Below are 15,153 nucleotides of genomic sequence, written 5' to 3'. Positions count from 1 at the left end.
TGTTTCAGTATGACCTTTAACTATAAGTATTTGGCATCCCTTTGTGGGTCTTGGGAGGTTAAAATTTTTGGTCCATCTGCTGTGATGACTAACGTATGTTCGAACTGAGCAGAAGGTTTACCATCAGCAGTAACGTAATACTCCCAGGTTCCATCCGGTGTTTCCATTGACCGAATTTCACGGGTGCCCAAATTAACCATTGGCTCGATAGTAATCGTCATGCCTTCTCGAAGACGTAGACCTTTACCAGGTTCACCATAGGCAGGAACATCTGGCTGCTCATGCATGGTCGGCTGAATGCCATGACCAATTAACTCACGAACATCGCCCATGTGATTTTCAGTTTCCACATATGATTGAATAGCGGCGCCAACGTCACCAAGCCGATTACCGACGATTGCTTGGTCAATTCCACGGTACAATGCCTCTCTAGTAACATCCATAAGGCGTTGAGCTTCAGTTGAAATGTCGCCCACAGCGAAAGTTCGGCAAGCATCACTTAAAAAGCCATTCAAATTAACCACTAAGTCAACGGCCACAACGTCACCGGATTTAAGGATCAATCCCTTTCTTGGGGTGGCGTGTGCGACTTCATCATTGACGTTCACACAAGTAGCGTATTGATAACCCTCAAACCCTTTTTCTTCGGCTGTCGCACCGTGTGCCTCAATATAAGCATTGGCAAATTTTTCAATCTCCCAGGTTGAAATTCCTGGTTTGATGATGTTCTCCAACCCGTTTAATACACCGGCCAAAACCGCACCGGAAGCTTTCATCTGCGAAATTTCCCGTGGTGATTTTATTGTAATCATGATCAAACTCCCTTATTTAATAAATTCTTTGACTCGCAATAACGATACTGTCATTTCTGTGTTAGATGATAAAAAATTATACGCTTATTTCAGCTACATACCTATGGCAGCACAATTTTAGCAATTGATTTACCCTGACCCATAGGCTGCACTTGAATTTGGTAGGGGATAGTTTCTTGCAACAATGTCACATGACTAATGATGCCAATCATCCGGTTACTAGACTCAACGTTCTCCAAGGCCTTCATAGCAGTTGATAAGGATTCCTGGTCAAGTGAGCCAAAACCTTCATCAATAAATAGCGCATCGATGCTGATTCCACCTGATTCATTCTGGATGGATTCCCCTAGTGCCAGTGCTAAACTCAATGCGGCAATGAAACTTTCGCCGCCAGAGAGTGTGTGAACGCTTCTGACTTGACCAACATTGTCATCATAAACATCAATTTCCAATCCGGTATTTTTCTGATAGGCGCCTGCTTCCAAATGAAGCTGCATTGAATACCGACCAGAGCTTAATTGCTTCAAATGCTCATTTGCAATCATCAGGATTTCGGCTAATTGAGCTCTGAGGACATAGCGTTCCAATCCCAGCTTGTTGTCACCCCCACCCGCAACTGTTTCCACTAATAACTGAAGTTCATTCAATTCATCTAACTGGGCCGCAACTTGTTGTGTAGCAGCCTTGATTTGCGTCAAAATATCTCCGTTCACGCTGACGTGTTGCTGCTTGTCATCGGTTTGGCTTTGGACAGTCTTCAGATCTTCATTGCGTTCGTTCAATTTAGTTTGAATCACTGTTAAATCAACCAGTTGCTTATCACCAACGAGTTGCTGATACGCGGAAACATCTGCTTTTGCAGCTGTAATGGCTTGTTGGTAGTTCTGAATGGTCTGTTTGAGCGAATTTATTTCATCAAGTTGCCCGATCAGCTCCACAAAATGGGCCATTTGGTTGTCACCAAGTTGATTCGTCACCGCACGTTCCAGATTAGTTGTAAGTTGTGCGCATGTCGTTTGGGTCTCCTCTAGCGAAGATTCAGTGTTACTTAAATTAGCTTGAATGGTCGCAACAGCCTCGTTGCTCTTCTGCAAAGCATTATTATTGTCAGCCACTCGCTGCTGGTATTTGGAAATCGTATTCTGCTGTGCCGTAAGGTAATCGTCGAGTTCCGTGAGATTCTTAAATTGGGTGGGTAGCTGTTTTTGAGCTTCTTCCAATTTAGTTTGAATGGTTTGTTGAGCGAGTTTGCCCTTTTGAGACTGTTCTTTCAGAGCTTGAATAATTTCCTGTAGGTTTTCAATCTGACCATTTACCTGTTGCTGCTGGTCAACCGCATGATCAATTTTGGCAAGTTGCTCATCAATTGCACTAACTTGTTGATCCATTTTGGCTTTCTGCTGGTTAACATGATCCTCTAAATCTTCAATAGAAACATCCGAAGGTAAATCAACTTTGTCCAACAGTTCTTGTTTCTGGTCCTCAATAATAGTTTGTTGTTTCTCGACAGTTTCTTGCAAGTGTGACAAATCACTTTGAGCTTTGGTTTGTTTTTGCTTGAGCTGTTGCAATGACTGCTCAGCAAGTTTAACCGTTTCGTTATCGATGACCTTAGTTGCTGTAGTGATTGCTGGTGCTGGATGTTCAACACTGCCACAAACCGGACATGGCGTACCCGGCTTTAATTGGTTGGCTAGTGAACTGATTTGGCCAACCAACCACTGATTTCTTAATTCAGCGTACTCTGTGCTTGCTTGACTAACTTCTTGGTCGAGTCCAATCACTACTGAATGCGTCTGGGCAACAGTTTTTCGTTGATTGAAAAGTTCGGTCTGTTGAAGCAATAGATTGCTAACTTGTTTACCTATCATCGTTTGTGTGTTCAGTAGATTTGTTAGCTGCGCGCGCCGTTTTAACAATTCGGGTTGTTGAGCGATTAGCTCATTGAACTGCTTGAGATCTTGCTGCAGTTGGTCTGCCTTTAACTGCTTTTGGGACAGTTCGAGATCAAGCTTGGATTCATCTGCTGATTGCCGATCCAGTTGCTGGGTTAACTGCCTTACCTGCTCAAACAAAGGCCGTTGTTTCGACAAAAGCGTCACTTCTGTTTGATTCTCATCAATTGATTTCTTCATTTCAGCCAAGTGTTTCTGCTGATCTATTAGTTGGGTTGTGTTTTGGGTTTGAATTTGTAAGTTGTGAGTTAAAGTAACTTTTCTCTGTTCTAACTGTTTGATTTGTTTAACAAGTTCCTGCTGTCGGTCATAATTGGGCGTTTGTTCGCTCACCCAATTTAAAGTCACTAGCCGTTGTTGCTGTTGTTCAATTTGAGGTTGCTCTGCTTCGAGTTTTGCTTGTTCCTGCAGTTTCTGGTTTAAGATTTCAATATTTTGATTCATCCGCTGATCAGTTTCGATTTGATGACTCAACTGGTTAACTTGTTGCTGTACTGTCTTTAGATTTTGCTTGGACGACCTTAATTCATCCAGATCAGTTTGATACTGTTCCTTCAGGTGAGACAGATCATGTTCGCCATTCGGCTGCGTCCAACGAACCCGCTTTAACCCGCTATCAATTACCGACTGAGCCGATTTAATTTTTTCACGCTGCTGGTTTAATTGTTGTTTCAATGCCGTTGCCCAGCGTTGAAATAATTGCGTGCCAAACACCTTTCTCAAAATGGCTTCCTTAGCACTGCTATCCGAAACCAAAAAGCGTCTGAATTCTCCCTGCGGTAGCAAAACAATTTGAACAAACTGTTTCCGACTGATCTGCAAAATATCGGTGAGTGTCAGGTTAATTTCTTGCATTCGGGTGATTTCGTTGGTCTTCGTGCCATTTTTATAAATCACTAACTTACCGCTGCTGGGGTACTCACGCGTACCAGTACCCCGTTTCTTTGACAAAACCTGTTTGGGTTGCCTTGTGACGGCATACTCCAAGCCTTTATGCTCAAATTTTAAGGTCACTTCGGTCGGCTCATCGCCCCGCGCAAAATCCGATCGTAAGGCCGCAGGATCACGATCATCACTAGCACTTTCACCGTACAACGCGAAGGTCATGGCATCAAAAAGAGTCGTTTTACCACTACCAGTGGGACCAGCAATCAAAAAGATTGAAGCGTCGGCTAACTGGGTGAAATCAATGGTTTGCTTTTCATACGGACCAAAATTGGTCATCTTGAGTGTTAATGGTTTCATGCTTGATTCCCTTCTTCTCGCGCTACCTTAAGAGCCGCTTTTGCCCATTTTTCCTGTTGTGGACTCAATGACTCCTTAGCCACTTTTTCATAAAAATCATCAAGTAGATCCATTGGCGACTTCTGCCGAATTTGTTTGCTAGATTCACCGTGGTAGCGAACTTGGGTTTCAAAACCATCCGTGCGCCCTAAAGTCACTATCCTCGGAAAAACGTCACGCAGCCGAGCCATGACATTGGGAATTGGTTGCTTATCCGTTAAAGTAATGCCGACATAGTCCTCATGATCAACCGTATCATTGTCGTCAGGGTTCATTAATTCAGCGAAGCTACTTGTCACCTGTTGAACGTCATGGATGGGCGTAATCGGCTTAAACGTCAAACGAACTGGATCATATGCAGTATCAACGATCCAGACTCCTTTTTCCTGATTGGCTTCGGACAAAGAAAACTTAACCGGCGAGCCACTATAACGAATTGTTGGAGACTGCAAAGCCTCTTTACCGTGCAAATGTCCCAGCGCCACATAGTCAAAGTCCGTCAGTAAATCGGTCGGAACAGCTGCCAATCCGCCAACGGTCAGATTAGTTTCCGAATCCGTGGTCGAACTACCGGCAGCAAAAAAATGTGCGACTAGAACGTGCTTTTTCGTCGGATCAAAATGCTGCTTCATTTCCACCACCACACGTTCAAAAGCTTGATCCAAGTGTTGCAACGAATCATCACTGAAATATTGCTGTGCGTCAAATGGCTCAAAGTAAGGACATAAGAAAAGTTGCGTATCGCTTAATTCCACTGGCTGAAAGGCCTGACTTAAATCAGTATGAAGATACAGGTGAGTGGCTTTAAACCAGGGCGTGCCCGTTGCAAGTCTAGTGGCACTGTCATGATTACCAGAGATCGCATAAATCGGAATCTGATCAGTTAAATTCAATTGCTGCAACATGCTATCCACCATTGCAACCGAAGTTTCCGCTGGCAATCGACGATCATATAAGTCCCCCGCAATAATCATGCCATCAACCTGTTCTTCTTGTGCGATCTGTTCTATTTGGGCATAAGCGTTTTGCTGTTCAGCCGTTAAATCAAAGCCGTGCAAACGCCGCCCAATGTGCCAATCCGCAGTATGTAGTAATTTCATATTCGAAGGTCCCCGTTCATCTAAGTTAATTTATATTTTAGCAAATTAACGGCACTTGCGGAAGAGTAAAGGCGAACATATTTTCGATTAATCTTAAAACCACTTTGACTTGCCAAGTGACATGAATTAGCTTAATCTTCAAGCTAAAACAGAAAGGACTTGGTCACATGCTTAAAACTACTTACTCATCACCACTTGGCCAACTCATCTTATTGGCAGACTCAAGTGCTTTACTCGGCGTTTGGTATTCAGATCAAGCGCATCAAGGGGCAAAATACGATTTATCAACAATTGCTTCTGGCACTTCACCGCTACTTCAAAAAACAGCTCGTTGGCTAGACGACTATTTCAGTGGCCATCAACCAGCGATTAATAGTTTAAGACTAGCACCGCAAACTACCCCTTTCCGTCAGCAAGTCTATCAGGTACTCACCACAATTCCGTACGGTGAAACAATGACTTATCAACAAATTACCGACCGTTTGACTGTCATAAACGGTCATCAAACTGGGTCGGCAAGAGCAGTCGGTGGCGCTGTCGGCCACAATCCAATCAGCATCATTATTCCTTGCCATCGCGTCATTGGTACTGATGGCAGTTTGACAGGCTATGCTGGCGGCGTAGAACGTAAACGTCGGTTGCTCGCCTTTGAACGTCATTAAACCGATGATTGTATTATACAATGTTATATACATAATCCTTATTAACAGGCTTTAGGAGGTAGTTGTGCATGCTTAAAAAAATAGCTGTTTATTGTGGCGCTAATCTGGGTCATTCACCCGTTTATCGTCAATCAGCAACTGAGTTAGGCCAATACCTGGCTGAACATTCTTTAGAATTAGTTTATGGTGGTGGTAACGTCGGTCTAATGGGGATACTCGCTGACACTGTCATTGATGCTGGTGGTAAAGCTCATGGTGTGATGCCGAAGAACCTAGTTGATCGTGGTGCCGCGGCGACTAATATCACCGATTTAACCGTCGTTGATAACATGTCACTTCGCAAACAACAGATGCTTGATATGGCTGACGGCTGTATTGCCCTCCCCGGTGGTCCAGGAACTCTGGAAGAAATCGTAGAAGCCTATTCTTGGGCAAGAATTGGTGACAATCCGAATCCGTGTGCTTTTTATAATGTCAATCATTATTACGATCCGTTAGTTTCATTCTTCAACCAAATGGTCCAACAACAATTTCTAACCCCTGAACACCGTAGCAAATTATTATTTGCAGATAACCTTCCCGAAATTTTTCAGTTCATGGCTGACTACACACCACCAACAATCAGAACAAATTATCAGAATTAATTGTAGCGCTTGTCAATCGAGTATCGGCAAGCCTTTTTGTTTCAAAAATTTAGACGTTTTGGTTATAATGACATAAAAAATATGGAACTAAAGAGAGGGGTTGTCTGCCATGCTTTCCAATGTGCGTTACTATACGCAGGTGCAATCGGACGTTTCTCAGGAACTCATTTCGTTAGATAAGCAAGCTAAATATCACGTCAGAGCAACTGGTTCCCAATTAGTCTGCCTCATTCTTTTCTTAGCAGCCACAATCGGTGCAGCAAGCGTTCAGCCACTCGCATCGATCAATTATACGTCCGTTACACTCAAAGAAGTCATCGCAGCTCCTGCAGAACAACTTTTCTTTAGTTTATTATTCGGTGCCTTTTGTATCTCTTGGATTTTTTGGCTACGTGATCTGAAATATGAGTCACTGAGTTCAAAATATGACACGCTTTTTCAACAACATTCAGAACTGATCAAGACTTCAGCAACACTCACAGAACTCAATGCCCATTACCATCACCTGATGTCGATGGCCACACGTTTCACCATTACCAGTCATGTCATCCTATTAGGTTACGCAGCTGCCATCGTTATTTACCATCTCCAACCTTGATATGCGATTAAAGCCAATTGCTTGATTTTGTCTGATATTTTTGCCATACTCGCCGTGAAATTAAACTTTGGAGGTGGGTAAAGATGCAAGTTAAACATGACATTACGTATGATAAAAATCGGCACTTAACTTTGGATGCTTACCATGATGGTACACAGCCGTTTTTAGGCCTCATTATTGATATTCATGGTGGTGGCTGGTTCCGTGGTGATAAAGCCAAAGATGAGGATTGGGCAACTCGTCTTGCCGACCTGGGTTACATGGTACTCGTACCAAACTACCGGATGACGCCTGATGTTTACTATCCAGAGCCCTTGTCTGATATGGATTCACTGATGGAATGGATTTCCAGAAGCGAGTACAACCAAATGCCAATTGGTGTCGTTGGTTCATCCGCTGGCGGTAACATGTCGGTGGAAATGGCAATTAAATATGGTATTCCGGCCGTATCTCTCTCCGGTATTTTAGATATTGATGATTGGCTAGCTGAACATCAAGACGTGGTCGCTGCTGAAGGTGATACAAGTGGCTTCAATCAGCAAGCTAGTGCGACGATTAATCAAAATGGTGCAAACGACGCCTTCTACAAATGGTTTGTCATGAACTATTTTGATCAACGAACCGACGAACTCACGGCAGCCACTCCAGTACATCGGGTAAATAGTCAGACTGGACCAATGTATCTGGCAAACTCTTTAAACGAATTCGTGCCAACGAGTGGGATTTTGACGATGGCAAATGCACTAACCGAGGCCGGTGTTCCCTTCGAGCTAAACATGGTTCCCGGTACCCGCCATGCTAAAGGTTACCTAGATGATGTCTTTAATGAAACCGTGGACTTTTTGAAACGCCACGTTTTGGTGGAACACGTTGATATGCAGTAATCAAAAGGCCTGGAAACTAGTCATAGTTGCTAGCTTCCAGGTCTTATTCAATGTCGGTAACTTATTTTGCTAATGCTTCAACAATATCGGGTTCAATTTTTTCTGGTTTAGTGACTGGCGCGTAACGGTCAATCAGTTGTCCGTCGCGGCCAATTAGAAACTTAGTAAAGTTCCACTTGATTCGACCATGGCCAGCCGTATCTTTCAAGTACGTAAATAAGGGGTCTTCATCATCGCCATTGACACGAACTTGCTTAGTCATTGGGAACGTCACGCCGTAGTGCATTTGACAATATGCTTCGGTCTCTTCATTAGAATCCAGTTCCTGATGAAATTGATTGGAAGGCAAACCTAGCACTTCAAAGCCCTGTTCATGGTATTGTTTGTAGAGCTTTTCGATTCCCTCTAGTTGAGGCGCTAATCCGCACTTGCTAGCGGTATTAACGATCATCAAAACTTTACCGCTATAATCGGCCAAATTGATTGGCTTACCGTTCATCTCTGTCTCTTGAAAATCATAAATACTGCTCATTTAAAAGCCTCCTTTTCAAATCAATTGTGTACAATCAATATACCGCTTTCAGGCTATATTTGCAAATACTGAAGGGCTTAAAAGAGCCGGCGTAACAGTCAAAATGACTGTCACGCCGGCACTTATTGATTTCAATTTAGAAAATGACGATTAGCTTTCTGAAGCTCCAGTTGTTGCATCAGTATCTGTTGATTCTGGTTCTGGTGTTGGCGCTGGTTGTTTTGCAGGAGCGTCATCCTCTGTTGCGGAATAACCCGTTGCAGGTTCTTCAGAAGCACCGGTTAAAGCATCTGTGTCAATCGGTTCTGCTGCTGCAGGCGCCACCGTTGCTTCATTACCTGACTCAGAAGCACCACTAGTAGCATCCGTAGCTGGCTTTTCAGCTGGTTTCTCAACTGATTTAGATCCTGAAGCACCACTAGTTGCATCCGTCTTGGTTGGGTCAGAATGAGCAGAAGCACCGGTAACCGCGTCAAGGCCAGTGATTGGAGACATTGGTACGGCATCAGGATCCTTGACTAATTTTTGACCAGTTGCTGCCAGATAGTACTTCAGGATTGGCATAATATCAATCACCAATTCATTCACACCACGGTAACGACGGTTTTCATCACGCATTGCCCGGTAGTAATGCATCACATGTTGGTTGGGGCCGGTTTGAGCTGGCATGGAAACCACGTCACTCTCGCCTGTCCGCAGTGCATACAGCACTTGCTTAACGTGCTCGATAACACGATCAGGATGCACAGCACTTAGTGGATCACCAACTTGATCAGGAGTTCGTGGCGCAAGCATGTGGGCAGCATCAGCGGTCTTGTTGTAGTAAATAAACTGGTTATTATCGTCAGCAAACGTTAACTCACCCGCCATCGAGTTCAAGAAGTAGTTCAACTGATCGACGGTTAACAGACCACGATCCAGTTTAACGTAATCGCCACCACTAGCTGCGTGCATCTTTTCAGCAGCCTTTTCAACCCACTCGGGATCTGTCATATCAACATCTGGAACGGTAGTATTTACCGGATGCTTTGAATCCATATCTTCTTCGTGAGCACTCTTTGGATCTGGTGCATCCAACATTTCAATCACCTTCATAAACGTTAAGAACTTCTTCATAACTATTTCAAGGAAGCCAACTGTTCTGGCGTCTTTAAGACTTCCATCAGCAGCAAAAGCTTCTTTGGCGTTACTCAGCAAAAACTCGTTGCCAGGCATAACGTAGGCGTTCACACCTGGTGATTCCAAGATTTGCTTTAAATGCAACTGGGCACGTGAAGAACCTTGAGTATGATAAGAAGCACCGACGATCCAAACTGCTTTACCGTCTAAGGGGTGAACATTGTTAGATAACCATTCGATCACGTTTTTCATTGCGGCCGGAACCGTATGATTATGTTCTGGGGTTGCTAAAATAACACCATTGGCTCCCGCAATCTTGCGTGCCAATTCATGAACGACTGGGTTATCATTGTGATCTTCATCTTCGTTAAAGACGGGCACATCGTTGATATCTAAAATCTCAACGTCTACCGTTTTTTTAAAGTGATCACGAATAAATTCCAATAGCATCCGATTATATGATTGTTCACCGATTGAGCCGGCAATTCCAACTAATTTAACCATTATTCATCATCTCCCGTTGTACCATTGTCCCAAGTAAAGCTGGCAGCTTGTTGCTCGTGTAGCTTCTTCGAATTATCAAGTTGTTCGGTTAAATCGATAAATTCCAGGAAGTCATCAAACAAACCATCTAGTTTTTGTGATTCAGTAGCTGACTTCAAATCACCATTTTCATCAAAGGCTTGCAAAGAATGCCCCAACAGAAATTCGGAACTTGGTAAAACAGTGGCCTTTAATTCTGGAGAATCCAGGATTTGACGCAACTGAGCTTGTGCTCGAGAAGCACCAAGAGTGCCATAAGAGGTACCAACAATCATCACGGGCTTATCCATCAGCGGATGGATGCCATAAGACAACCAAGCAAGTGCGCTGGATAACAAAGCTGGAATCGAATGATCATATTCTGGTGTGCCAATAATAACACCATCAGCAGCATCGATTTTTTCAGCAATGTCTCGTGCTTGTTGTGGAATAAAGACTTCCTTAGTTTTTTTAAAAATTGGTAAGCCCTTCAGTTCAACAACTTCAATCTCGGCGTCATCTGCATACCGCTTTTTCATATATTGAAGTAACTTACGGTTAGTAGATTTTACGGTATTAGTACCGACAAGTGCCACAAACTTTTTCATCTGTTTATTCACCCTTTCTAACGGTCTCGACAGGATTCATTGAGCAAGTAAAAGTAAGTCGTGTTAGTGAACGCTAGAGACCATTTGTGAAACAATATACATAAAAACTTAGACCTTTACCTAACTTATATAGTAACACGAATCGTGCCATATTTTAATCAAAAAATTCTCTCTATTATAAAAACAATATATATTTTTAGAATAATCATTTATTAACAAAAGTTTGCCTTGCATTACCAGTCGAAACGACCTATACTCGATAAGTCGCTTTGACCTATTGGAGGCAATTATGTACGAATTACTTGTTCTTGGCATGCTCATGTCCCGTAACATGTCCGGCTATAAACTTCGGGACGTCCTTGGAAGTGCACTGGTACCCCGTCGGAAAATTTCTAACGGTGTGATGTACCCATTACTATCTAAGTTGGAAGCTAACGGTGACATTATCTTTATTGAAGAGCCTAATGATCCTCGCAATAAGCGATTGGCTCAGATTACTGAGGTTGGTAAAACTCATTTTTACCAGCAAATGGCACAGCCAGTTCCAGATAACAATGCGCGAAACGAATCAATTTACCGGTTTAAATTCCGCGGCTTGTTTGCAGTTGATGCCACGCAGCAAAAGCAGATCTTACAAGACTACGCCGATAAAGTTCGAGAAGATCTCAACATCTATAACGAAATTCATCAACACCTCTTACAACTATTAACACAAGACACTTCAAATAAGGAAGCCATTCACGCTGGTATTCAATCCATCGAGCTCAGTATGACTATCTGCGAAGCCAAGCAAGCTTGGGTGGGACAATACTTAGATGAAATTCAGAATAAGGAGCAACACAATGAAGCAAAAAACGAGTATTAAACAATGGATTGCCTTGGCAGCTATGGGCCTCGGCGTCTTTATGGGGTTACTTGATGTGACTGTCGTCAACGTCGCATTACCAACCATGGTGCGAGATTTCAGTACGACTTTCACCGATTTACAGTGGGTTTTAAACGCCTACACCTTGGTCTATGCAGTCACTTTGATGATCATGTCAAAACTGGGTGACATGTATGGTAGAAAGAAAATTTTCTTAGGTTCCTTGATTTTATTTGTGTTAGCTTCAGCAGTCAATGGAATGGCATCCGGCCTATTGATTTTAGATATTGGCCGTGGCGTGCAGGCCATTGGCGGTGCTGGAATGATGTCATTATCAATGGCCTTGGTCGCTTCCAACTTCGCAGGCAAGGATCGCGGTTTGGCCCTTGGAATTCTGGGATCAATCATTGGTGTCTCCTCAGCTTCGGGCCCGTTAATCGGCGGTTACTTGGTTGAACGTTTCAGCTGGCCAGCAATCTTTTACGTCAACGTCCCCTTTGGTATTATCGCGGTCATTTTGACCGTCGTCTACGTGAAAGAAACACCAAGTTACGGAAAAAACCAAAAAGTGGATTTGCTCGGTATGCTACTATCAGCACTCGGCTTATTTGCCATTATTTACGGCTTGATTGTTAAGGAAGGTCATACACACTGGAACTGGACAGACGGTCGCGTAAGCAGCTGGCTAATCGGTGGCCTCATCATCATGATCATTTTCATTGTGGTTGAAGCCAAAATCAAAGACCCAATGGTTAACCTGAAAATGTTTAAAAAGCCCCATTTTATTGGCGTTGTGGTTGTTGCTTTCGCGTTAGGATCTGGCATCTACGCTTACAACACCTTCTTAACCGCGCTGATGCAGAACTACATTGGTTATTCAGCAACCCAAACCGGGATTCGTCAATTAACCATTAGCGTTTGGTCACTGATTCTAGGACCAATCGTCGGTATCCTCAGCGCCCGCTATTCTAAAAAATGGATGATCAGCATCAGCCTCTTGATTGGTGGCGTCGGTTTCTGGTTAATGGCGCGTGCAATTAGTCCATCCGTCAGCTTTGTTGATCTCTGGCCCGGCATGGTCCTCATGGGGATCACCAACGGAATGGTTAATCCATTACTGAATACAGCCGGCATGGAAGGTATTCAGGCAAACGAAATGGGCATGGCTTCTGGACTATTAAATGTGTTTCGGCAATTAGGCACAACTGTCGGTGTGGTTGGTTTGGGACTGATTCAGGATAACCAGTACGAAAATTATTTGAATGGTCACCTTTCCTCGATTCAGATGCCCGCTCAAGCGTTGAGTGGCCTTAAAAAAGCACTGTTCGACGCTGGACCATTTTCTGGCCATGGCATTGCCTTTTCAACCAGAATCAGCCACGCGCCTTTCGCACAAGACTTTCAGCGGATCGTCATGAAGGCATACGATAATGGTATGACCGCAGTAGCCATTGGTTCCGCCATTATCGTGGTTATCGGTGGCGTTGCTGCTGCCCTTCTCTTACAACGCAATCCTAAATCGGCCGAAATTACCGTAAAGGATGAAAATTAGTTTCTAAAAAACCTGATTACCAGCGCCCTGCTGATAATCAGGTTTTTTGAAGCTTAATCATTAAACAAATAAACCTTGCTCTCATATGGGCGTAAGAACGTCCCCTTATCGTCATCATAATCACTGATCACTAACTTATCAGCTTTTTCCTGATCATAATTACGGTTGACAGTGTCGGCAGTAAAATTGCTCATGACTAACAGCGTCTTCCCCTGATAGTGTCGACGATAGGCAAATACTTGAGCATCCTCAGGATCAATCTCATCGAAAGTTCCAAACTTGATCAAATCGGAGTCATGCCGGAGTTGGATCAACTTCTGATAGTGATAAAAAACTGAATGCTTATCGCCTACTTCGGTCTCAGCATTAATTTCAGGATATGTTGGATTCAATGCGAACCAAGGCTTAACGTCTGAGAACCCAGCGTTTTGACCATCATTCCATGGCATTGGCGTCCGTGCGTTATCGCGTGACATATTCGCCAAATACTTCAACATTGTAGGACCGTCAACCAATTTTTGCTCGGTAACCAATTCACGGTAGGCATTTATGGACTCCAGGTCTTCATACTGATTGATCGCCGTGTAATGGACATTAGCCATCCCCAATTCTTCACCCTCAAAGACAAAGGGGGTTCCCTGCATCATGTGAAGCGTAGTTCCCAGCATTTTGGCTGCGCGAATGCGATACTGAGGTTCATCGTTAGCAAATCTTGAAACCGCCCTTGGCTGATCGTGGTTATTCCAGTACAAACTGTTCCAACCCTTACCATCCAAGGCCTTTTGCCAACGTGATAAGGCGTGCTTCAACTCGGGTAGTTTAACCGGCTGATCATTCCACTTACCAAGCCGTTTATCATGATTTGGTTCCAAGCCAACGTGTTCGAACTGGAAGACCATGTTCAACTCATGGCTGTTGAGACCCGTGTAATGAATGGCATCCTCTGGCGTTGAGCTGGGCATTTCACCCACGGTCATAACGTCGTAGTGAGACAACACCTTCTCGTTCATTTCTCGAAGGTAATCGTTTAATTTCGGCCCATCGGCAACCAACCCCTCTGTTAGCGGATAAGTGCCAGGTTCTGGTGCATCAGGCAAACCAACTGGCTTAGAAATCAAATTGATGACATCCATTCTGAACCCATCGATTCCCTTATCCAGCCAGAATCGCATGATATCCCAAACTGATTCTCTTACCTTTGGGTTCTCCCAGTTAAGATCTGGCTGACCAGGTGCAAATAAATGTAAATAGTACTGACCACGTTCCGGCACATACGTCCAAGCACTACCACCAAAAGCTGCGTGCCAGTTATTTGGCTCATGCCCATCAACTGGATCATGCCACATGTAGTAATCGGCATATGGATTATCTTTGGACTGCTTACTTTTCTGGAACCACTGATGTTGATCAGAAGTATGGTTAACCACGAGATCCATCAGTAATTTTAAACCGTGAGCATGAACTGCCCTCAATAAGTCATCAAAGTCAGACATCGTGCCATATTCGGGCAGAATCTTTTTATAATCGGCGATATCATAACCATTATCTTGTAAAGGGGATTGATAAATAGGATTTAACCAGAGCACATCCACTCCTAATCTCTTCAGGTAAGGCAGCCTTTTGATAATCCCATGAAGGTCCCCAATCCCATCACCGTTACTATCTTGAAAACTTTGTGGATATATTTGATATATTACGGCATTTTGCCACCAATTATTGGTCAATTCAGTTCCTCCTGATTGTCTCAGTTATCTGACTGCATATTCATTTTAAGGTAAACGTTTACATTTAATATGCTAACACGCAGGGATTGCACTTGTAAACATTCGTGAAAATGAAAGAAAGAAAAGTCAGATTTCCTTAGACAAGAGACAAGGAAATCTGGTGCTACGATATTTGGAGTTGATAGGCAACTTACCTCTCAACTCCTTTTTCTATACCATTATTTATATTTGAATACGCAAATAGGACACCACACTATTTCGTGTTCACCGTTCCGACCAAAGAAAAGAGAAA

13 protein-coding genes are annotated in these 15,153 nt (G+C 43.5%); 6 read left to right on the top strand and 7 right to left on the bottom strand.

Going from position 1 to position 15,153, the window contains the following annotated elements; translation table 11 throughout:
• Positions 1 to 20: 20 nt before the first annotated feature.
• From map to HC026_RS07605, 3 genes are all read right to left on the bottom strand, one after another.
• Complete coding sequence (gene map, locus HC026_RS07615; protein ID WP_168925399.1) at positions 21 to 812, bottom strand: type I methionyl aminopeptidase; 792 nt, start codon at positions 810 to 812, stop codon at positions 21 to 23.
• A 101-nt stretch (positions 813 to 913) separates the two neighbouring features.
• Entirely contained in the window at positions 914 to 4,012 is a 3,099-nt protein-coding gene (locus HC026_RS07610; RefSeq protein WP_168925398.1) for an AAA family ATPase, read from the bottom strand.
• A complete protein-coding gene (locus HC026_RS07605; protein ID WP_168925397.1) occupies positions 4,009 to 5,151 on the bottom strand; it encodes an exonuclease SbcCD subunit D in 1,143 nt (380 codons plus the stop codon). The genes HC026_RS07610 and HC026_RS07605 overlap by 4 nt, the downstream gene beginning before the upstream one ends.
• A gap of 167 nt (positions 5,152 to 5,318) precedes the next feature.
• Here HC026_RS07605 and HC026_RS07600 point away from each other — a divergent pair, with 167 nt between their 5' ends.
• From HC026_RS07600 to HC026_RS07585, 4 genes are all read left to right on the top strand, one after another.
• Positions 5,319 to 5,813 carry a methylated-DNA--[protein]-cysteine S-methyltransferase gene (locus tag HC026_RS07600; RefSeq protein ID WP_168925396.1) on the top strand — a complete coding sequence of 165 codons (495 nt, stop codon included), beginning with the start codon at positions 5,319 to 5,321 and terminating at the stop codon, positions 5,811 to 5,813.
• Between the two features lie 68 nt (positions 5,814 to 5,881).
• A complete protein-coding gene (locus HC026_RS07595; RefSeq protein ID WP_168925395.1) occupies positions 5,882 to 6,457 on the top strand; it encodes an LOG family protein in 576 nt (191 codons plus the stop codon).
• A gap of 109 nt (positions 6,458 to 6,566) precedes the next feature.
• The gene (locus HC026_RS07590; protein WP_168925394.1) at positions 6,567 to 7,055 is read left to right on the top strand and encodes a hypothetical protein; all 489 of its coding nucleotides are present in this window, start codon (positions 6,567 to 6,569) and stop codon (positions 7,053 to 7,055) included.
• A gap of 83 nt (positions 7,056 to 7,138) precedes the next feature.
• The gene (locus HC026_RS07585) at positions 7,139 to 7,939 is read left to right on the top strand and encodes an alpha/beta hydrolase (protein ID WP_168925393.1); all 801 of its coding nucleotides are present in this window, start codon (positions 7,139 to 7,141) and stop codon (positions 7,937 to 7,939) included.
• Between the two features lie 61 nt (positions 7,940 to 8,000).
• Here the strand turns inward: HC026_RS07585 and HC026_RS07580 are convergent, their stop codons facing one another.
• From HC026_RS07580 to HC026_RS07570, 3 genes are all read right to left on the bottom strand, one after another.
• Positions 8,001 to 8,471, bottom strand: coding sequence for a glutathione peroxidase (locus HC026_RS07580; RefSeq protein WP_168925392.1), 471 nt, complete (start codon positions 8,469 to 8,471; stop codon positions 8,001 to 8,003).
• Between the two features lie 150 nt (positions 8,472 to 8,621).
• Entirely contained in the window at positions 8,622 to 10,094 is a 1,473-nt protein-coding gene (locus HC026_RS07575; protein ID WP_168925391.1) for an NAD(P)H-dependent oxidoreductase, read from the bottom strand.
• Positions 10,094 to 10,720, bottom strand: a complete 627-nt coding sequence (locus tag HC026_RS07570; RefSeq protein ID WP_168925390.1) for an NADPH-dependent FMN reductase — start codon at positions 10,718 to 10,720, stop codon at positions 10,094 to 10,096. The genes HC026_RS07575 and HC026_RS07570 overlap by 1 nt, the downstream gene beginning before the upstream one ends.
• Before the next feature lie 289 nt (positions 10,721 to 11,009).
• On the opposite strand from HC026_RS07570, the gene HC026_RS07565 reads away from it, so the two are divergent.
• Complete coding sequence (locus HC026_RS07565; RefSeq protein WP_168925389.1) at positions 11,010 to 11,585, top strand: PadR family transcriptional regulator; 576 nt, start codon at positions 11,010 to 11,012, stop codon at positions 11,583 to 11,585.
• Positions 11,548 to 13,137 carry an MFS transporter gene (locus tag HC026_RS07560; RefSeq protein ID WP_408640989.1) on the top strand — a complete coding sequence of 530 codons (1,590 nt, stop codon included), beginning with the start codon at positions 11,548 to 11,550 and terminating at the stop codon, positions 13,135 to 13,137. Before HC026_RS07565 ends, HC026_RS07560 begins: the two co-directional genes overlap by 38 nt.
• Before the next feature lie 53 nt (positions 13,138 to 13,190).
• Here the strand turns inward: HC026_RS07560 and HC026_RS07555 are convergent, their stop codons facing one another.
• Entirely contained in the window at positions 13,191 to 14,861 is a 1,671-nt protein-coding gene (locus HC026_RS07555) for a glycoside hydrolase family 13 protein (protein WP_168925387.1), read from the bottom strand.
• Positions 14,862 to 15,153: the final 292 nt, after the last annotated feature.

This window comes from Secundilactobacillus angelensis, assembly GCF_012641075.1.
In the GTDB taxonomy this organism is placed as follows: Bacteria; Bacillota; Bacilli; order Lactobacillales; family Lactobacillaceae; genus Secundilactobacillus; species Secundilactobacillus angelensis.
Note: the sequence above shows the minus strand (reverse complement) of the source record. Positions and strands in the feature narration are given on the sequence as shown.